A 19,513-nucleotide genomic window follows, 5' to 3' on the forward strand; every position below is an offset into this window, starting at 1 on the left:
CGCCGTGTCTCCGGCCGTGTCTCCGGCCGGGGGTCATCGGCCGGGGCCGTCGAGGACGCCGTCGCGGCGCAGGGCGGCGACCTCGCGGCGCAGCGCCGCCAGCTCGTCCAGGATGACGCGGGTGGAGGCCGCCGACTCGTCGCCGAGCCCCTGCAGCTCGGCGCGCTCGGCCGCCGACTCCTCGTCCATCGCGCTCACCACCACCGCCATGAACAGGTTGAGGACGATGAACGTGGAGATCAGGATGAAGGCGGTGAAGAAGATCCAGGCCGTCGGGTGAAGGGTCATCACGTCCCGCGCGATGTTCCCCCAGTCGTCGCCCGTCATGGTCTGGAACAGCGTGAACAGCGAGGAGGGCAGGCTGCCGAAGCGTTCCGGGGCCGCCTGGCCGTACAGCTTGGTGGCCATGACGCCCGCCACGTACAGCACCAGGCCCAGCAGCACCACGATGGAGCTCATCCCCGGCATGGCGCGCAGCAGGGCCGAGACGACGCGGCGCAGGCTGGGCACCACCGACAGCAGGCGCAGGGCGCGCAGGATCCGCAGCGACCGCAGCACGGACAGGCCGCCGGTCGCGGGCACCAGCGCGATCGCGACGATCAGCGCGTCGAAGACGTTCCAGGGGTCGCGCAGGAAGCGCGACCGCTCGGCGTAGATCTTGGCGATCAGCTCGGCGACGAAGACGTAGAGGGCGGCGTGGTCGATGGCGGTGAGCGTGGCGCCGTGCCGCGCGGCGACCGCGGGCACGGTCTCCAGGCCGAGGGTGGCGGCGTTGATCAGGATGACGACGACGATGAGCTGCTGGAAACGACGGCTCGTGACGACGGCGCGGACACGTTCACGCACGGGTGGGGGCTCCTTGACGGTTTCGGGTGCCCCACCATGATGGCGTAGAAGATCACCTGGGCGTGAGCCGGAAAACCCTCAGCTCCCTGCCCGACTTCTCCACGTACCGGTCGTAGAGGGGCCACTGCTCGACCAGCCCCCGCCAGGCCGCCTCGCGCTCCTCGCCGGTCAGCAGCCTGGCCGTGACGGGGATCTGCCGGCCCTTGTACGTGACCGCGGCCTCGGGCTGCTTCATGAGGTTGCCGGTCCAGGCCGGATGGTTCTCGCGGCCGAAGTTGCTGCCGACGACGAGGAAGCCGCCGTCCGGCTCGGGACGGCAGGCGAGCGGCGACCGGCGGAGCTGCCCCGTCTTGGCGCCGGTGGTGGTGAGCACCAGCGACGGCACCACGCGGTCGCTGCTGATCACCTTGCCCCGGGTCAGCCGGTAGAGGGCGCGGTCCAGCTGGGGGACGAACCGGGGGCCGACCTTCAGGAACCAGTCGGTCGAGGCCATCCACTGGGCGAAGGGCTTGAGGACCTGCATCATGCCGCGAGTGTAGCAAGCGCTAGGTCAAATATCGCTCCGCGTGCAGCGTCCGCCCGTCGGGCGGCCTTCGTGGTATAAAAAACCGCTGTCAGGCGACGACGAGGGGCGAGCGCAGATGTCCTACCCGAACTACGGCCCGTCCCCCTATGGACCGCCGCCCCAGACCCACCCCAACGGCACGACGATCCTCGTGCTGGGCATCCTCAGCCTGGTCGTGTGCGGCCTGCTCGGCCCGTTCGCCTGGGTGATGGGCAACAAGGCGCTGCGCGAGATCGACGGCAGCGGCTACTACTTCGAGAACCGCGGCATGGTGCAGGCCGGCCGCATCTGCGGCATCGTCAGCACTTGCCTGTGGCTAGCGCTGATCGCCTTCTACGTGGTCATCTTCCTCGTCGCCGGCGGCCTCGCCGTCTTCAGCCGCGTCGGCTCCTAGCGAGCGCCGGCCGTAGTCGCCGATCCCCGACTCCAGCAGGTCGAACCCCGCCCGCGCGCGCTCACGCAGGTCGGCGAGGATCTCCTCGCGCGGCTCGCCCGCCGTGCTGCGGAGGGTGTAGTGCCGCCCCAGCAGGCGGGTCAGCCCGAGGATGTGCTGCGCCACCAGCTTGGGCGTCAGGTCGTCGTCGTCCGCGCCGGTCTCCTCGGCGATGGCCGCGGCCAGGTCCTCCTCGATCTCGGACTCCAGCTCGCGCGCCCGTGCCGCCAGTGACGCGCTCTCGCCGACCAGCCGCCCCCACACCTCGGCGCCCTCGTTGAAGCCGTAGCGCCAGTCGCCCTCGTCCAGAGCCTGGAAGAAGTCGCGCCGGAAGGCCGCCACCACGCTCTCGCCGGGCGCCCGCTCGCGCACCACCCGCGTGCGGAGGTCCCGCAGGTCGTCCCGCCGGTCGAGGAACAGGTCCTCCTTCGTGCCGAAGTAGTTGAAGACCGTGTTGACCGACACGTCCGCCGCGCGGGCCACCTCGGCCACCGTGACGTTGTCGAACCCGCGGGACATGAACAGCCACATCGCCACGTCCGCGATGCGCCGGCGGGTCTCCCGCTTCTTGCGCTCGCGCAGTCCTTCCTCCATGCGCTCATGGTACCCAACTTGCAGTCACTCCAAAATTGCGTCTACTCTAAATTTGGAGGCGATGAAATTGATCAACACGAAAGGTCTGCGCAAGACCTTCAAGGGCGGCGCCGAGGCCGTCAGAGGCGTGGACATCACCGTGGCGGCCGGCGAGATCGTCGGCTTCCTCGGCCCCAACGGCGCGGGCAAGACCACGACCATGCGCATGCTGACCACGCTCCTGCCGCCCACCTCGGGCACCGCCACCGTGGCGGGCCACGACCTGCTCGCCGACCCGGCGGGCGTGCGGCGGCGCATCGGGTACGTCTCGCAGGGCGGCGGCGTCAACCTCGCGGCGCCGCAGGCCGGCGAGCTGCTGCTGCAGGCCATGCTGTACGGCCTGAGCCGCGAGGAGGCGGGCGAGCGCGTCGCCGGGGTGCTGGACCGGCTGGAGCTCACCGGCATGGAGCACCTGCCCGGAGGGGCCCTGTCGGGCGGTCAGCGCCGCCGCTTCGACCTGGCCTTCGGGCTGCTGCACCGGCCGCCGCTGCTCTTCCTCGACGAGCCCACCACGGGCCTCGACCCGCAGAGCCGGGCCCACCTGTGGGACCACATCCGCGCGCTGCGCGCCGACCACGGCATGACGGTGTTCCTCACCACGCACTACCTGGACGAGGCCGACGCGCTCTGCGACCGCCTGCTGATCATCGACGGCGGCCGGATCGTCGCCGAGGGCAGCCCCGCCGAGCTGAAGGCCGGCGGCCGCACGCTCGACGACGTGTTCCTCGACATCACCGGCCGGTCGCTGCGCGAGGAGGTGCCGGCGTGATCGGGTCCGCGGCCCGGGACACGTGGCTGCTGTTCCGCCACAACCTCGCCATCACCCTCAAGCAGAAGATCGGCATCGTCATCGGCGCGATCCAGCCGCTGCTGTTCCTCGTCCTGTTCGGGCCGCTCTTCGCCACGATCGGCACCTGGGAGACGCTCGTGCCGGGCCTGATCATCCAGCTCGGGCTCATGAGCACCGGCATGGCCGGGTTCGGCGTCGTCTTCGAGCGGCGCTTCGGGGTGCTGGAGCGGCTGCGCGTCACCCCGGTCAGCCGCCTGGCGCTGCTGCTGGGCCGGGTGCTCAACAACGTCGTCACGCTCATCGTGCAGACCGTGCTGCTCGTCGCCGTGGGCTACGCGTTCGGGCTGCGCGCTCCGGCGGCGGGCCTGCTGGCGGGGCTCGCGCTGGTGGTCGTGCTGGGCGCGAGCCTCGCCTCGCTGTCGTACGCGGTGGCGCTCACCATCGACGAGAACCTGTTCGCCCCGGTGATGAGCACGGTCGTGGTGCCGCTGGTGCTGCTGTCGGGGTCGTTCCTGCCGATGTCGATGGCGCCGGTCTGGCTGGACGTGCTGTCCCGCCTCAGCCCGTTCCGGTACGTGCTGGAGGCGCTGCGCGACCTGTTCGCCGGCCGCTACGTCACGGGCACGGTGGGGCTGGGCGTGGCGGTGACGGCGGCGCTGGCCGTGGCCGGCGTCACCATCGGCACCCGCGTGTTCGGCCGCGAGAACGCCTGAACACGCGGGAGCCCGGGGATCAGGCGGCGGACCTGCGGCGCAGTGCCGCGATGATGCCCTCCGGGTCGATGGTGCCGTACCCGTAGTCGAAGTCGAAGCCCACCTCGCTGCGGTCGTCGGCGGTGCGCCGCAGCAGCGCCCGCAGCTGCGACGGCGACAGCCGCGTGGACGGCCAGCGGGTGCGCAGCGCGGCGACGAGCCCGGCGGCGACCGGCGTGGCCGCCGAGGTGCCCGAGTCGGGCTCGGTGTCGCCGAACGCCCGCGAGCCGGAGAAGTGCGTGTAGGCGCACACGTCCGGCTTGCGGGCGGTCAGCCGCCCCGGCCCCTGCGAGGAGTAGCCCACGCGCTCGCCGGTGATGTCCACGCCGCCGATCGACAGCGCCTTGGCGTGCGAGTTGGCGCCGACGATCGGCCGGTCGGAATAGGCGCACCGGCCGTCGCGGCACTGGCGCCCGCAGTTGCCCGCCGCGAACAGCACGTCGGCCCCCGCCTGGTCGAGCGCGGTCACCATGAGGTTGAACGGGTGGGCCGGGTTGTCGGAGTAGTTGCCCGGATGGCCGACCGGGAAGTCCCACTCGGGGGAGAACGACCCCCAGGAGTTGGTGACCACCAGCGCCCGCGTCTCGGCGGGCTGCGCCTCCAGCACCCCGCGCAGGTGCGCGAACGCGGCCACCGCGTCCGACAGCAGCCCGTCGAGCGCCGACCCGCCGGGCCGCCTGGACAGCAGCACCGGCACGTCCACGAGCGTGGCCCGGGGCGCGCCGATGAGCGTGTCGAACGCGCACATCGTGCCGTGGTCGACCTCGAACTGGCCCGGCCGCCCGTCGACGCCCGGGGGCACCCAGCTGCGCGCCGCGTCGAGGAGGACGTCCCTGCCGAGCTGCCGCGTGGTGTGGGCGAGGTTGATCCCGGTGTCGAGGACGGCCAGCGCCACGCCGGACCCGTCCAGCCCCTCGGCGCGCAGCGCGTCGGCGCCGAGCAGCCGCTCGACGTCGTGCCAGGTGCCGACGGGCGGGTCGCCGCCGCAGGTCAGCGTGGTGTGGATGACCGGGTCGGCGAACACACCGGTGACGTCGGGGCGCAGCGAGGTCAGCATCGCCACGCGGGCGGTCAGCTCGTCGTCCGCGATGACGCCGCGCACCAGCACCGAGGCGTCCTCGGCGGCGAGCGAGAAGCCGAGCGGCTGGTTGAGCGAGAGCGGGTCGCCGCCGGGCGGCGGCACCGGGCGCGCCAGCGGCACCGGCGTGTACGCGGGGTCGAGGACGACGCCGGGCAGCCCGTCGGCGACGTCGGCCACGGTGGCGCTCCGACCGGGGTCGACGACGGCCTCGACCACGTCGGGGGAGGGGCGGAGCTGGATGAGGACGCGCATGGGGTCACCACCGGGGATCGGAACGGGCGGACGCCCCCACGTTCCTGCATCCGCGGGGCCGCGTCCAGCGGTTCGCCCTGGGCTGACCTGCACAAACATCATCAAGAGGGCGAACCGGTCGCGACGGGCTTCCCCGCGGCCGATCCGTTCACTACGGTGAGGCGGCATGACCCCCCTGGCCCCCCACGCACCGACCGGCGACCACTGGCTGGCGGTGCGGCCGAGGCTCGTCCTCGCCAGCGCGTTCATGCTCTTCCTGGAGCTCGCCCTGATCCGCTGGACCGGGTCGAACATCGTCCACCTGAGCTACTTCACGAACTTCGTGCTGCTCGGCTCGTTCCTCGGCATCGGGCTCGGCTTCCTGCGCGTGGGCAGGTCCAAGGGGCAGCCGTACTACTCGCCCGTGGTGCTGTTCGGCCTGGTCGTCGTGGTCCTGGCCTTCCCCGTCACCGTGGACCGCGACACCGAGGGCGTCCTGTACTGGACGAGCCTGGCCACGACCGGGCCGCCCGCCTGGCTCATCCTGCCGGTGATCTTCTGCGCGGCGGCGCTCGTCCTCATGGGCCCCGCCGAGCTGGTCGGCCGCTGCTTCCCCGAGCTGCCGCGCCTGGAGGCCTACCGCTACGACCTGATCGGCAGCCTGACCGGCATCGCCGCCTTCACCGCGCTGTCCTTCCTCAGCGCGCCGCCCGTCTTCTGGGGCGCGGTCGCCGCCGTCGCCTACGGGCTGCTGCTCACGCCGCGCCCCCTCCTGTCCTACCTCGCGTTCGTCGCCGTGCCCGCCCTCGCCGTCGTCGGGCTCCTGCTGGCCGAGACGCTCACCGCCGGCGCCCTGTGGTCGCCGTACTACAAGGTCACCTTCCGGCAGTTCGAGCAGCTCGGCGTGCCGGTGACCGACATCTCCGTCAACGGCATCCCGCACCAGCAGGCCGTGCCCGCCGCCGCCCGGCTCCAGTGGGAGCGCCAGTACGGCCTGCCGTACGAGCGCGCCGCCACGCCGCCCCGCGACGTGCTCATCGTCGGCGCCGGCAGCGGCACGGACGTCGCCATCGCCCTGTCCAAGGGCGTGTCCCGGGTCGACGCCGTCGAGATCGACCCCAAGCTGCGCGAGCTGGGCGGCTCCACGCACCCCGACCACCCCTACGACGACCCGCGCGTGACCACGCACGTCACCGACGGCCGCGCCTTCCTGGAGCGCACCTCCGCCAAGTACGACCTGATCCTGTTCGCGCTGCCCGACTCGCTCACGCTCGTGTCGGGGGCCAGCTCGCTGCGCCTGGAGAGCTACCTGTTCACCGAGGAGGCCATGCGGGCTGCCCGCGCCCACCTCAAGCCGGGCGGCGCCTTCTCCATGTACAACTACTACCGCGAGAGCTGGCTGGTCGACCGGCTGGCCTCCACGGTGAAGGCGGCCTTCGGCCACGACCCGTGCGTGGACGTGGTCAGCACCGCCGGGCAGCAGGCCGTCATCACCGCCGGCGTCACCCCGGCCGCGCAGCGGTGCGCCGCCCCGTGGGCCGGGGCCACGGCCGGCACCCCGCCGCCCGCCGGCGACGACCGGCCGTTCCTCTACCTCAAGGACCGGACGATCCCGCCCATCTACCTCATCACCCTCGGCCTGGTCCTCGCCGCCAGCCTGCTCGCCGTCCGCGTCGTGGCCGGCCCGTACCGGCGGATGCGCCCGTACGCCGACCTGTTCCTGCTGGGCGTGGCGTTCATGCTGCTGGAGACCAAGAGCGTGACCGGGTTCGCGCTGCTGTTCGGCACCACGTGGGTGGTCAACGCCATCGTGTTCGCCGGGGTGCTCGTGGCGGTGCTCGCCGCCGTCGAGGTGACGCGCCGCTTCCGCACCCCGCCGCTGCCCGTCATGTACGGCGTGCTGCTCGCGGGGCTCCTCCTGGCGTGGCTGGTGCCCAACGCGTGGCTGCTGTCCCTGCCGCTGCCGCTGCGGGCCGTCGCGGCGGTCACGGTGGCGTTCCTGCCGATCTTCGCGGCCAACGTGGTCTTCGCCAAGCGGTTCGCGGACACGGCCGACGCGACGACGTCGTTCGGGGCCAACCTGCTGGGCGCGATGGTGGGCGGCTGCCTGGAGTACCTCGCGCTGGTGATCGGCTACAAGGGGCTGATCATCGTGGCCGCCGTGCTCTACCTGGCGGCTTTCGCGCTCCTGCCCCGCCGGGGCGCGGTCTCGGCCTGACGAGCCGCTCCTCGGGTGCGCGCCCGCCGGGCCCTCAGAGGTCCCGGCGGTCTCCCCGCGCCTGCCCGGTCTCCCCGCGGCGGGCGCGGGGAGACCGGGCAGGCGTCACAGGCCGCAGAGCTCCTCGAGCGTCTTGGCCGTCTTCTGGGACCCGTTGCGGGTCGGCGTCTGCGTCGGCCTCGCTGCCGTCGTCGCGGGACCCGTCGAGGTGGGGGCGCCGGCCGAGGGCGTGCCGGGCGAGGCGCTGACGTTCGCCGCCTGGGCGCGCCGGGCCGGCTTGACGGAGTCGGCGACCGCCTTGATCGCGGCGCGGCGGATCTTCACCCAGTCCGCGGCGCCCGGCCAGAAGTCCGGCGGGACGAACTGCATGCTGGTGATCTTGGCGCTCTTCACCTTGAACGCCAGCGCGACCAGCGGCTGCACCAGCTTCTGGGGGATGTTGGTCTGCGCCAGGCGCTTCGCCGCTCCGGCGATCTTGGAGAAGTTGATCAGGATCTTGTCCGGGGTGGCCTGCTTGGTGAAGGCGCCGATGACGCAGCGCTGGCGGCTCATGCGGGAGAAGTCGTCACTGTCCACCCGGGAGCGGCCGTACCACAGGGCCTCCTCGCCCGTGAGCTTCCGGAATCCGGCCTTGATCGTGCCGGCGGTGCCGAAGTGGCCGCCCCACTTGACGTCCTGCTCGACCCGGATCTTCAGGCCGCCGATGGCGTCCACCAGGTCCGCGAAGCCGAACATGTTCATCAGGGCGTAGTAGTTGATCTCGAGATTGAGCGTGTAGCCGATGGCGTCCATCAACGCCCGGGGACCCTTGTTGTGGCCGCCCATGATCTCCGGGTGGTCGTTGGCGTACTGCCAGACCTCGTTGAGCAGGCCGCCGTTCGGCAGCTCGGCCATGTAGCCGTTCGGGAACTGCTTGTGCAGCGGCGACGACGGCGGGAAGCGCACGTGCTGGAGGTTGCGCGGCAGGCTGAACAGCACCGTGTTGCCCGTCCGGATGTCGACGCTGGCCACCGTCATGCTGTCGGTGCGCACGCCCGTCCGGTTGCCCGCCGCGTCGCCGCCGATCAGCAGGAAGTTGACCCGGTTCTTGCCGTTCCAGGGGTCCGCCTCCTTGATGGGCGCCACGTCCGGGTCGCTCGGGACGCTGGGGAAGATGGTCTGGATGGCGTCCCTGGTCTCCAGCACGGTGTTCGCGGTGAGCGCGAACGGCGCCATCACCGACACGCACAGCACGCCGACCACGATGCCGGAGACGATCTGACCCTGCTGGTTCAGCCGGTTGGGGCTCAGCGCCACGTACGAGGTCACCACCACGGCGAACCAGCACAGCGCGCCCAGCGCCGCCAGCGCGGTCACCGCGATCAGCGCGTCGTCCCCGACGAGGTTGGCGACGTTCTCCTGGGTGCGCGTCAGGACGTAGGCGAGGGCGGCGAGCAGCAGGACCGCGTACGCGCCGATCAGCACCAGCCCGGTACGGCGGTGCCCGGCGCGCAGGTGCGCGACGCCGGGCACGATCACGGACAGGGCCGTCCAGCCGAGGACGGAGCCGACGGTCAGCGGCTTGGCGAAGCGCGGCGCGCCGCCGCCCGGCCGTCCCGGTCCCCGGCCGCCCTTCCCGCCGGGCGGGCGGCCCTTGCCTGCCGGCCGGGTCTCACCGGCTCGGCGGCCTTGGCCGGTCTCATCCGCCCGATGCCCTTCGCCGGCCTCATCGGCCTGGCGGCCCTCCCGGGTCTCGTCGGCCCGGTGGCCCTCCCCGGTCTTGCCGGTTCGGCGGACCTCCCGGGTCTTGTCGGCCTGGCGGCCCTCCCCGGTGCCATTGCTCCGGACGCCCTCGCCGGTGTTCCCGGCCTGGCGTCCCTTGCCGGTGGTGTCCCCGGCCCGGAGGCCCTCGCCGGTGTCCTCTGCGCGGCGGCCCTCGCCGGGCGCGACCGGCTCCGCGGCGGGGCGGGGCGGGTCGCTCCGAGGGCCGCCCACGGGCGCCGCAGGGGATTCGGCGCCCTCCGACGCGGAGGGGCCCGACCCGGAGCCGGACGCCGCGCGAGGACGGCGCGGACGTCGTTTCCCGCCCCCCGTCCCGGCGTCTACCCCATCGCGCTTGCTCACACCGGCTCCTTCACGCCTGCCAGGCAAAACTCGCTTTTGCCCCCCGTTGGGCACAAGATTGCCAGGATTCTAGTCCCCATATACGGACAACCGAGACATGTGCTCAAGCTGAGATGAACGCCGAATGACGTCAGGACGTCGTGGAGGACGGAGCCATCCACGTGTTGCACTGGTACACCTGACTGCGCTCCCAGCCCTGCCGGAACCACCGGTTGTTGTTGGGCGGCGAGCCGTGGTCGCGCGGGTAACCCGGGTAGTCGCCCACCTGGCCGTAGAACCAGAACAGGCGGCCGCGGTTCGAGGTGTTCACCGGGTACGAGGTCGCGACGGAGCGCATCCACATGCCCGCGAAACAGGTCGCCTGCAGCTCCAGCTTCCGGCTGAGCGCCAGCTTGCCGCTCCTGCCGCTCGTCTCCAGCGTGCGCTCCCACCAGGAGTCCATGAGGCCCGTCAGGTTCTGCACGTGATGGCCGTACTCGTGGGCCATCATGCTGACGATCCCGCCGTTCCACGCGAGGAGCTGGGCGTAACCGCGGGACGTGCCGTTGCCCCGCGCCATCGCCGAGGTCGAGGCGTAGATGGTGTTGTTGCGCGGGCAGTAGTACGGGACCATGCCGCCCGGTGCCGGGTAGTCGCCGCACGCCCCTCGGCCGCGCTTGGCGGCGATGGCGTAACCCGGCGGGCTGAACGCGATGCCCTGCTTCTCCAGGATCGGCCGCCACGCCTTGTCCATGCACGCGCCGGTCTTCAGGATGAGTGCCTTGAGCTGGGCGTGGTCGAACACGTTCGCGTTGCCGGCCCGGCAGTTCAGCCTCGGGAGCGAGCCGGCGCGGTAGACCGTGTTCGTCTTCAGGCTCCGGTCCAGCTTGACCTGGGCCGGCGGGGTGACCGTGTCGTCGGGGGCCGGCGTCTCCTCGGGCTGCTGCGTGTCGCGGGTCTCCGAGGGGCGGGCCCGGGTCGTGGTGGGGAACGGGTCCGCGGTGCCGCGCGAGGTGGGTCGCTCGTAGGTGGGGATGGCGACGGGCGTGGTCGTCTGGGTCCCGGAGGTCCTGAACGCCACGGTGCCGATGACGAGCAGCACGAACAGCGCCGCCATCGACGCGAACACCAGGCCCACGATCCCTGCCGCGCTCATGCCCCGCTTCTTCCGGGGCTGCTGCGGCCACCCGTACGGGCCCGGGGGTGGGGGTGGGGGTGGCTGGGGCGGGCCGGGTTGGTAAGGGGGTTGGTGGGGGCCCGGCCGGGGCGGCCACGCCGAGCCGCCCGGAGGCGGTGGCGGGATCTGCCGGGGCGGGCCCTGCGGGGGCGAGGGCACCTGCGGGGGCGCGTACGGCGTGCCGTACGGGGAGCCAGGCTGTCCCTGCTGCCCAGGATGCCGGCCCGGGGCCGGGTACCCGGGGTACGGCTGGCCGGGAGACGGCGGGCCGTACGGCGAGTTCCCAGGTGCCGGGGACGGGGCCGGCCGGCCGTACGGCGTCCCGCCTTGAGGGGGCGAGGATGGCGGTCCGTATGGCGTTCCGCTCTGAGGGGGCGCGGACGGTGGCCCGTAAGGAGAACCGCTCGGGGGCGGCGCCGACGGCCATCCGTGAGGAGAGCCGTCCGGGGAAGGGGCATGGTCCTCGCCGGACGGGCGGTAGCCGGGAGGCGGCCAGGGGAGTGACGGTGGCCGCTGGGGGTGGCCGGGCTCCTGGGGCGTGGGGGGATGCTGCCCGTTGCCTGTCACGCTGTCTCCCCGACTGGTCGCTTGTCCGTAATGCGTGACTTGAGAAGTCACTGGCCGAAGCTTTGCCAAATTTGGGGCAGAAGCATACTGATTTATCACCCGTCACGGATGTGACAGCGCTCGGTCACGGTCCGAAATCATTCGAGGTGATCTCCGCTATGTTCCCCACCGCGCGGCGGGCGGTGTCCTAGCTTCTTTGGCATGAACCTCCAGCAGCTCCGCTATGTGGTCGCGACTGCGGAGCACCGCACCATGACCGACGCGGCCAGGTCGCTCTATATCGCACAGCCTGCGCTTTCGCGTGCGATAAGGGATCTGGAACGCGAGCTCGGCCTGACGCTCTTCGCCCGGTCCGGACGCGGTGTCGTCGTCACCGCCCAGGGCCGCCGGGTGGTGAAACTGGCGAGGGAGGCGCTCGACGCCGTCCACGAGATCGAAGGACTCGCCAGCCACGCCGGCTCCACCGACACGGAGCTGCGCATCGCCTCCACCCCCACCCTCGAACCCGGCCTCGCCGGACGCCTCCTGCCCGCCTACGCCGCCGAGCATCCCGGTGTCCGCGTGCAGATCGTCCGCTGCGAGGGGCGCGAGGCCGTGGTCAACGCCATCCGGGAGCAACGCGCCGACCTTGGGCTCACCGACCTGCCCGTGCCGGCCGACCTGATCACCCATCCCCTGGAACGTCAGGAGATCGTGCTGATCTCACCCCCCGGCATGGAGCTGCCGAACCCGGTGCCGATGGGCCGGCTCGACGGCATGCGCCTGGCGTTACCCGCCCGTGGCAGCCTGCGGCGCAGGGAGCTGGACGCGATGTTCGGCAAGTACTCCGTCAACCCGGTGGTGGTCCTGGAGACCGACGAGCGCAACGGCTGGCTCAATGCCGTGCGCAGCGGGAAGGCGTCGCTCCTGTGGTACCGGGGGATGGCCGAGCAGGCCAGCCGCGCCGGGCTGGTGGTGCGCTCGCTCGAACCTGCCGTCCGCCGCGTCATCGCCGTCGTCCACGCTCGCCGCCGCCTGCCGCTGATCGCCCAGGACTTCCTGTCCGCCGCCGAGAAGGGCCCCGCCGCCTGACGGCGCCGCCGTCGGCCGCCTCACCCCTCACTCCCCGCCCCTCACTCCCGCACTCCATGCACGGGCCCCGCCCCTGCCGCCGGCACCGAGCCCTCCTCCGGTGCCACCCCCTCCCGGCCGCGCACCGATCCCGGTGCCACCCCCTCCCCGGCCGCGCACCGATCCAGGTGCGTCGCCTCCCCGGCCTCGCACCGCTTCGGGTGTGTCGCCTCCTGGAACGGCCTGCCTCGATCCACCCGGCCCTTCCGGCACCACTCGCCGGCCACGACCGCACCGGCGCACTCGCACCACCGCCGCCTCCGGCGCCGCACCATCGCCCTCCACGGCACCGCACCACCCGCCGGCCCGTTACGGCCATCCCGCGGACGCCGCCTTGCCGCAACCCGTCGGACCGCATGTCCCGTATGTCCTGGAAGCCGAAAAGCCCGCCTCCCTCGGCATCGGGTCCTCCGGGGCGGGTCCTGGAACGGTCCGGCGGGGGCTGCCGCACAGTGGAAGCCCCGTGACGAGGCCGCGCGCAGGCCCGCCCGGCGGCCCTGGAGTGCGGCCCTGGAGTGCGGCCCTGGAGTGGGGGCGGGAGGGTGGGCGGGAGGTGGGTGGGTGCGCGGTACGCTCGCCCCTGATGAGCACTTTGCGGCTGCGCCACCGGACGTTCGGGCCGGGGGAGTACGCGGTGATGGCCGTGGTCAACCGAACTCCCGACTCGTTCTACGACAAGGGCCGCACCTACGGCTTCGGCGCGGCCGTCGAGGCGGTCGACCGGGCCGTCGAGGGCGGCGCGGACATCGTGGACATCGGCGGCGTCAAGGCGGGCCCCGGTGACGAGGTGGACCCCGGCGAGGAGATCCGCCGTGTCGCCGGGCTGGTCGAGGCCGTCCGCGAGCGGCACCCCGAGCTGATCATCAGCGTCGACACCTGGCGGGCCGAGGTGGGCGAGGTGGTCGCCGGCGCCGGAGCGGACCTGCTGAACGACACCTGGGGCGGCCCCGACCCGGGCCTGGCCGAGGTGGCCGCGCGGCACGGCATCGGGCTGGTGTGCGCCCACGCGGGCCCCGCGGCGCCCCGTACCCGGCCGCACCGGGTCGCCTACGCCGACGTGGTGGCCGACGTCGTCTCCCACACGGTGGGCCTGGCGCGCCGGGCCGTGGCCGCCGGGGTGCCGCGCGAGTCGATCCTCATCGACCCGGCCCACGACTTCGGCAAGAACACGTACCACTCGCTGGAGGTCAGCCGCCGGCTGGGGGAGATGACCGCGACCGGGTGGCCGGTGCTGGTGGCGGTGTCGAACAAGGACTTCGTCGGCGAGACGCTCGGCGGCCTGCCCGTCGAGGAGCGGCACGCCGGCACGATCGCCACCCTGGCGGTGTCGGCGCTGCTCGGGGCGCGGGTGTTCCGGGTCCACGACGCCGCGTCCGCCCGTACGGCGCTGGCCGAGATCGCCCGGCTCGTGTGATCGGACGGCCGGGCGCCGTCGGACGACTGATCGGCCGGCCGGGCGCCGTCGTACGGCTGATCGGACGGCCGGGGCAGCCGTACGGCTGATCAGACGGCCGGGGGCAGCCGTACGACGGCCCGCAGCCCCGGCCCGGCGTCCTCCAGATGGACCGTGCCGCCGTGGGCGCGCACCGTCTCCCGCACGATCGCCAGCCCCAGCCCGGCGCCGCCCTCGTCCCGGCTGCGCCCCGAGTCGAGCCGTGTGAACCGGTTGAACACCCGCTCCCGGTCCGCCTCCGGGATGCCCGGCCCGTCGTCGGTCACCGTCAGCACCCCGTCGCGGGTCAGAGCCACCTCCACCTTGGAGGCGGTGTGCCGGACGGCGTTGTCCACCAGGTTCGTCAGCACGCGGCTCAGGTCGAGGGCGTCGCCCCGCACCACCACCGGGTCGCACACGACCAGCCGCGCCTCGCCGTACCTGTCGACGATCTGCCGCACCACCTCGTCGAGGTCGACCGGCTCCCTCCGGGCCGGCACGCCGCCGCGCTCGTCCAGCCGGGCCAGCGCGAGCAGGTCCTCGGCCAGCCGCGACAGCCGCATCGCGTCCTCCAGGACGCCCTCGGCCGTCTCCGGCCAGTCCTGACCCTCGGGGTGGCCGAGCGCCACCTCCAGTTGCAGCCGGATGCTGGCCAGGGGGCTGCGCAGCTCGTGCGCGGCGTCCGAGACGAGGGCCCGCTGGCGCTGCTCGGCCTCCTCCAGCCGGGCCAGCATGCCGTTCAGCGTGACGGCCAGGAAGTGGACCTCGTCCCGCGACTCGGGCACGGGCAGCCGGCGCGAGCGTGCCGTGTGCGTGATGTCGGCCGCGCCCCGGCGCAGCGCGGCGATCGGCCGCAGCGTCCGCCCGATGATCATCCAGCTCGCCAGGGCCAGCACCACGACCAGCAGCGGCGTGCCGACGAGCAGCACCCGCCCCGCCGTGCCGACGCTCGTCTGGATCTCGCCCACGGGCCTGGCCGCGAGCACGGTACGCCCGTGGTCCGCGCTGACCGCCATCACCCGCAGCGGCCCCGGGATCGCGTACGGCCGGCCGTCCAGGAAGATCGCGGAGCCGTCGCGCAGCAGCCGCGCCCGCTGCCGGGCGTCGGCCAGGGGCACCAGCCGGTCGGTGCCGTACGTGGCGTGCGTGATGCGGCCGGAGGCGTCGACGACCTGCACGATCGTGCCGTCGTTGGTGGTGATCGGGTTGGTCAGGGTGCCGGCGTCGGCGTGGACGCGCACGGTCTGCGCCTGCTGCCGCGTCGTCTCGTCGATGGTGTCGACCAGCGCCCGGTCCAGCACGCTGACCAGCACCGACGCCGACAGCGCCAGTGCCGCCGCGAGCACCGCGACGGCCACCACGGTCAACCGGAACCGCAGCCCCTGCCGCCGCCACCACGCGTACGGCGTGTCAGGCACCGTCGCCGGCCAGCCGGTAGCCCGCGCCGCGCACGGTCTGCAGGGAGTTGCGGCCGAACGGCCCGTCGAGCTTGCGCCGCAGGTAGCCCACGTACACCTCCACCACGTTGGGGTCGGTGTCGAAGGTGTCCCAGACGTGCTCCAGGATCTCCGCCTTCGACACCACCTCGTCGCGCCGGCGCATCAGGTACTCCAGCAGCGCGAACTCGCGGGGGGTCAGCTCCACCGGCGTCTCGCCGCGCTGGACCTTGCGCCGCGCCGGGTCGAGCGACAGGTCGCCGGCGGTCAGCACGGCCGGGCGCCGCCCGGAGTCGCGTCGCAGCAGCGCGCGCAGCCGCGCCACCAGCACCACGTACGAGAACGGCTTGGTCAGGTAGTCGTCGGCGCCCAGGTCGAGCCCGTCGGCCATGTCGTACTCGCCGTCCTTGGCCGACAGCATGAGGATGGGCACCCAGTTGTCCTCGGCGCGCAGCCGCTTGCACACGTTGTAGCCCGACAGGCGCGGCAGCATGATGTCCAGCACCACCACGTCGTAGTCGCCGTGCCGGGCCAGGTGCAGCCCGTCCTCGCCGTCGTGGGCGAGGTCGACGGCGAACCCCTCGGCCTGCAGCCCGCGCTGCAGCGCCGCCGCCATCCGCCGCTCGTCCTCGACGACCAGTACTCTCATGCGCCCCATCCTCCCGTGCCCGCCCTGAGACGGAGCTGAGAAGCCTGAGAGCCGTCTCAGCCCGTCTCAGGCTCCTCAAAGGATGCATGACGCAAGCTGCTGACATCGACATGAGCGTCGAGCTGAACATCCGCATACGGTTGAGGAGTGACATGCGTAGAGGCACGTTCGTGAGGTGGGCGGTCCCGGTCGCGGCGGCTGCCGTCATCGGAGGGGCGCTCGGCGCCGGTCCCGTCATCGCCGCCGTCAGCGGTGGGCCGGCGCTGCCGGAGCGGTCGGCGCAGCAGCTGCTCGCCGACGCGGTGGCCGCGTCCAAGGACAAGAACGGCCCGCCGGCCATGTCGGGCACCGTCCAGCAGACCGCGTCGCTCGGCCTGCCCGCCCTGCCGCAGAGCGGCGGCGAATCGCCGTTGACGCTGCTGTCGGGCTCGCACGAGATCAAGGTCTGGTACGGCTCCAGGAACCGGCTCCGCGTGGCCATGCCGACGCAGATGAACGAGACCGACCTGATCGTCAACGACGACCAGACGTGGTACTGGGACAGCGCCGCCAACACGGCCACCCGCCTCAAGGTCAAGGCGGGCGCCAGGGACACGCCCGAGGCGCACCGCCCGGCCACCTCCACGCCCGCGGCGATGACCCCGCAGGCGGTGGCCGAGCACCTGCTGGCCACGGCGGGCGAGTACAGCACCATCAGCGTGGCCAACACCGACAAGGTGGCCGGCCGCCCCGTCTACCAGCTCGTCGTCGCCCCCAAGGACGAGGGCTCGCTGGTGAAGGAGGTGCGGCTCTCGCTCGACGGCGAGACGTACGTGCCGCTGCAGGTGCAGGTGTTCGCCAAGGGCTCGTCCGAGCCGGCGTTCCAGCTCGGCTTCACCCAGGTGACGTTCAGCGAGCCGGCGGAGGAGAACTTCACCTTCACCCCGCCCGCCGGGGCCAAGGTGAAGGAGACCACCATCGGCGACGAGCCGCCCGCCGGTCAGGAGAAGGCCGTGGAGAAGGCCGAGGAGGCGAGGAAGGCCGCCGGCGACCGGCTGAAGGTCGTCGGCGACGGCTGGACCAGCGTCGCGGTGCTGAAGATGTCCGAGGCCGACCTCAAGGGCCTGCAGTCCGGGCAGCCTCGGCAGGACGGCCAGGACGGCAAGGCCGACGGCGCGCAGGCCGGCGCGATCACCGAAAGCCTGCTCAAGGCGGCCACCCCGGTGAGCGGCACGTGGGGCTCCGGCAAGCTGATCAGGACGAAGCTCGTCACCGCCCTGATCACCGACGACGGCCGGGTCCTCATCGGCGCGGTCACCCCGGAGGAGATCACCAAGGCGGCGGGCATCAGGTGACGACCGTCACGCTCGAAGCGGGGGCGCCCTTCGGGGCGGCCCCGCCCTCCGCCGGCCCCGCGATCATCACGCGGGAGCTCACCAAGCGCTTTCGCGGCGGTCAGGTAGCGGTGGACGCGCTCGACCTGACCGTGCCGCGCGGCTCGGTCTTCGGGTTCCTCGGGCCGAACGGCTCGGGCAAGACCACCACCATCCGCATGCTGCTCGGCCTCGTCGCGCCCACCTCCGGTGAGCACGAGCTGCTCGGGCTGCCGCTGGGCGAGGCGCTGCCCCGGGTCGGGGCGCTGGTCGAGGGGCCCGCGTTCTACCCGTACCTGTCGGGCGAGGCCAACCTGCGCCGTTTCGACGCCGCCGACCCCACCGCGCCGCCCGCGACCGCGCGCCGGCGCGTCGCCGAGGCGCTCGACCGGGTCGGCCTGACGGCCGCCGCGGGCAAGCGCTACCGCATGTACTCGCTCGGCATGCGCCAGCGGCTGGCCATCGCCGCGGCGCTGCTCGGGCCGCGTGAGCTGCTCGTCCTGGACGAGCCGACGAACGGGCTCGACCCGCAGGGCACCCGGGAGGTGCGCTCGCTGGTCAAGGAGATCGCGGCCGGCGGCACCACGGTGTTCGTCTCGTCGCACCTGCTGGCCGAGGTGGAGCAGATGTGCACCCACGCGGCGGTCATGCGGGCCGGCCGGCTCGTCGCCCAGGGGTCGATGGCCTCGCTCAGCGGCGGCCAGGCCACCCGGGTCCAGGTGCGGACGCCGGACCCGGCCGCCGCGCAGCGCGTCCTGCGCTCGCTGGGCCTCGCCGACGTGCGGGCCGACGCGCGGGCCGAGGCCACGGCGGAGGGCTCCGCGGTGAGCGCCGAGCTGGGCGGGCACGCGCCGGAGCGGGTCAACGCCGCCCTCGTGGGGGAGGACGTGGCCGTCCGGGGGTTCGCGGTCGTACGGCCGAGCCTGGAGGACGTGTTCGTCAGACTGACGGGAGAAGGATTCGATGTCGACGGCTGAGACGCGCCCCCGGCGCACCCCGGGCCTCGTCCCGGTCTCCGAGACGCTCCGCACCGCCGACCGCGACAGCACCGAGTTCGCTGCTGCCGTGACCGAAGGGCCGGCCGTGGCGGAGGCGAGCACCGGAGCGGGCGCCGCAGGGGGAGGCGCCCGGGGCGACGGCGGGCCGCTCCCGCGCCGCGCCGGGGCGTTCTGGCGGCTGCTCGGCTCCGAGCTGGGGCTGACCTTCCGCCGGCCGCGCAACCTCGTGATGCTCGCCGTGCTGGCCAGCGTCCCGATCATTCTCGGCGTCGCGCTGCGCCTGGTCGCCGACGGTATGGGCGACGACGGCCGGGGCGGCGGGATGGGCGGTCTCATCGAGTCGGTCGCGGGCAACAGCCTCATGCTGGCCTTCGCGTCGCTGTCGTTCCTCGTCGTGCTGCTGATGCCGGTCGCCGTGAGCGTGGTGGCGGGCGACGCGATCGCCGGCGAGGCGGGCGCGGGCACCCTGCGCTACCTGCTGGCCGCCCCGGCGGGGCGCACCCGGCTGCTGGCGGTCAAGTACCTGAACGCGGTCGTGTTCTCCTTCGCCGTCGCCGCCGTCGTGGCCGTGTCGGCCCTGCTGACGGGGCTGGCGTTGTTCCCGGTGGGGCCGGTGACGCTGCTGTCGGGCACCACCGTGTCCGTGGCCGACGGGCTGCTGCGCATCCTGGTCAGCGTCGGGTACGTCGGCGCGGGCATGGCCGCGCTGGCGGCCGTGGCGCTGGCGCTGTCGACGTTCACCGAGGTGTCGATCGGGGCCATCGCGGGCACCGTGGTCATCGTCATCGTGTCGCAGGTGCTGCGCGCCGTGCCGCAACTGGAGGCGGTCAGCCAGTACCTCCTGCCGACCTGGTGGCCGCGCTTCGACGGGGCGCTGCGCGACCCGATCGACGTGGGGGCGATGCGGGACGGGCTGGTCGCGTTCGGCGCGTACATCGTGCTGTTCGGCTCCGTGGCGTGGGCGCGCTTCACCGGCAAGGACATCACGTCCTGAGCCGGACGCGGGGCCTGTCCCGGGGGAGTCTGTCGCCGTCGGGCCCGCGGCCGGGGGAGTGGCGGGGGCCGGAGAGCCTGCCCCCGCGTGGCTCTCCGGCCCCCTGACCCGGTGTTTCCGCAGCTTGCGCGCGTACCGGGTGCAAGGTGTGGATGCCCGATAACCAT

General features: G+C 73.0%; 17 protein-coding genes. 9 read left to right on the plus strand and 8 right to left on the minus strand.

What is annotated here, in order from left to right; all coding sequences use genetic code 11:
• Positions 1–33: 33 nt before the first annotated feature.
• Both MTP10_RS24800 and MTP10_RS24805 read right to left on the minus strand, forming a co-directional pair.
• A complete protein-coding gene (locus MTP10_RS24800) occupies positions 34–846 on the minus strand; it encodes an ion transporter (RefSeq protein WP_310712029.1) in 813 nt (270 codons plus the stop codon).
• A 52-nt stretch (positions 847–898) separates the two neighbouring features.
• Positions 899–1,372, minus strand: coding sequence for a nitroreductase family deazaflavin-dependent oxidoreductase (locus MTP10_RS24805; protein ID WP_310712030.1), 474 nt, complete (start codon positions 1,370–1,372; stop codon positions 899–901).
• 115 nt (positions 1,373–1,487) lie between these two features.
• On the opposite strand from MTP10_RS24805, the gene MTP10_RS24810 reads away from it, so the two are divergent.
• Positions 1,488–1,805: a DUF4190 domain-containing protein gene (locus tag MTP10_RS24810; RefSeq protein WP_310712031.1), complete on the plus strand. Its 318-nt coding sequence runs from the start codon at positions 1,488–1,490 to the stop codon at positions 1,803–1,805.
• Here the strand turns inward: MTP10_RS24810 and MTP10_RS24815 are convergent.
• A complete protein-coding gene (locus tag MTP10_RS24815; protein WP_310712032.1) occupies positions 1,728–2,438 on the minus strand; it encodes a helix-turn-helix domain-containing protein in 711 nt (236 codons plus the stop codon). The two genes, MTP10_RS24810 and MTP10_RS24815, sit on opposite strands and share 78 nt — an antisense overlap.
• 61 nt (positions 2,439–2,499) lie before the next feature.
• Here MTP10_RS24815 and MTP10_RS24820 point away from each other — a divergent pair, with 61 nt between their 5' ends.
• Positions 2,500–3,246 carry an ATP-binding cassette domain-containing protein gene (locus MTP10_RS24820; protein ID WP_310712033.1) on the plus strand — a complete coding sequence of 249 codons (747 nt, stop codon included), beginning with the start codon at positions 2,500–2,502 and terminating at the stop codon, positions 3,244–3,246.
• Positions 3,243–3,980 (plus strand): ABC transporter permease, encoded by a 738-nt coding sequence (locus MTP10_RS24825; protein WP_310712034.1) that lies wholly within the window; start codon positions 3,243–3,245, stop codon positions 3,978–3,980. Before MTP10_RS24820 ends, MTP10_RS24825 begins: the two co-directional genes overlap by 4 nt.
• A 19-nt stretch (positions 3,981–3,999) precedes the next feature.
• Here MTP10_RS24825 and MTP10_RS24830 read toward each other — a convergent pair whose 3' ends face one another.
• Entirely contained in the window at positions 4,000–5,352 is a 1,353-nt protein-coding gene (locus MTP10_RS24830) for a S8 family serine peptidase (RefSeq protein WP_310712035.1), read from the minus strand.
• A 166-nt stretch (positions 5,353–5,518) separates the two neighbouring features.
• Here MTP10_RS24830 and MTP10_RS24835 point away from each other — a divergent pair, with 166 nt between their 5' ends.
• Entirely contained in the window at positions 5,519–7,549 is a 2,031-nt protein-coding gene (locus tag MTP10_RS24835; protein WP_310712036.1) for a spermidine synthase, read from the plus strand.
• A 105-nt stretch (positions 7,550–7,654) separates the two neighbouring features.
• On the opposite strand, the gene MTP10_RS24840 is transcribed toward MTP10_RS24835, so the two are convergent.
• Together MTP10_RS24840 and MTP10_RS24845 are read right to left on the minus strand one after the other, a co-directional pair.
• Positions 7,655–9,523: an LCP family protein gene (locus MTP10_RS24840; protein ID WP_310712037.1), complete on the minus strand. Its 1,869-nt coding sequence runs from the start codon at positions 9,521–9,523 to the stop codon at positions 7,655–7,657.
• 259 nt (positions 9,524–9,782) lie between these two features.
• Complete coding sequence (locus MTP10_RS24845) at positions 9,783–10,787, minus strand: neutral zinc metallopeptidase (RefSeq protein WP_310712038.1); 1,005 nt, start codon at positions 10,785–10,787, stop codon at positions 9,783–9,785.
• A 789-nt stretch (positions 10,788–11,576) separates the two neighbouring features.
• On the opposite strand from MTP10_RS24845, the gene MTP10_RS24850 reads away from it, so the two are divergent.
• Positions 11,577–12,446 (plus strand): LysR family transcriptional regulator, encoded by an 870-nt coding sequence (locus MTP10_RS24850; protein ID WP_310712039.1) that lies wholly within the window; start codon positions 11,577–11,579, stop codon positions 12,444–12,446.
• 622 nt (positions 12,447–13,068) lie between these two features.
• Positions 13,069–13,899, plus strand: coding sequence for a dihydropteroate synthase (folP, locus tag MTP10_RS24855; protein WP_310712041.1), 831 nt, complete (start codon positions 13,069–13,071; stop codon positions 13,897–13,899).
• 89 nt (positions 13,900–13,988) lie between these two features.
• Here the strand turns inward: folP and MTP10_RS24860 are convergent, their stop codons facing one another.
• Together MTP10_RS24860 and MTP10_RS24865 are read right to left on the minus strand one after the other, a co-directional pair.
• Positions 13,989–15,335: an ATP-binding protein gene (locus MTP10_RS24860; RefSeq protein ID WP_310712042.1), complete on the minus strand. Its 1,347-nt coding sequence runs from the start codon at positions 15,333–15,335 to the stop codon at positions 13,989–13,991.
• Positions 15,328–16,002 (minus strand): response regulator transcription factor, encoded by a 675-nt coding sequence (locus MTP10_RS24865; protein ID WP_310712043.1) that lies wholly within the window; start codon positions 16,000–16,002, stop codon positions 15,328–15,330. The genes MTP10_RS24860 and MTP10_RS24865 overlap by 8 nt, the downstream gene beginning before the upstream one ends.
• Positions 16,003–16,154: 152 nt before the next feature.
• On the opposite strand from MTP10_RS24865, the gene MTP10_RS24870 reads away from it, so the two are divergent.
• The 3 genes from MTP10_RS24870 to MTP10_RS24880 are packed head-to-tail and all read left to right on the plus strand — an operon-like array spanning position 16,155 to position 19,346.
• Entirely contained in the window at positions 16,155–17,336 is a 1,182-nt protein-coding gene (locus MTP10_RS24870) for a sigma-E factor regulatory protein RseB domain-containing protein (RefSeq protein ID WP_310712044.1), read from the plus strand.
• On the plus strand, positions 17,333–18,331 hold the full coding sequence (locus MTP10_RS24875) for an ABC transporter ATP-binding protein (RefSeq protein ID WP_310712045.1): 999 nt from the start codon (positions 17,333–17,335) through the stop codon (positions 18,329–18,331). The genes MTP10_RS24870 and MTP10_RS24875 overlap by 4 nt, the downstream gene beginning before the upstream one ends.
• Positions 18,318–19,346, plus strand: a complete 1,029-nt coding sequence (locus tag MTP10_RS24880) for an ABC transporter permease (RefSeq protein ID WP_310712046.1) — start codon at positions 18,318–18,320, stop codon at positions 19,344–19,346. Before MTP10_RS24875 ends, MTP10_RS24880 begins: the two co-directional genes overlap by 14 nt.
• Positions 19,347–19,513: the final 167 nt, after the last annotated feature.

The sequence above is a fragment of the Nonomuraea sp. 3-1Str genome (genome assembly GCF_031570565.1).
Taxonomy (GTDB): Bacteria; Actinomycetota; Actinomycetes; order Streptosporangiales; family Streptosporangiaceae; genus Nonomuraea.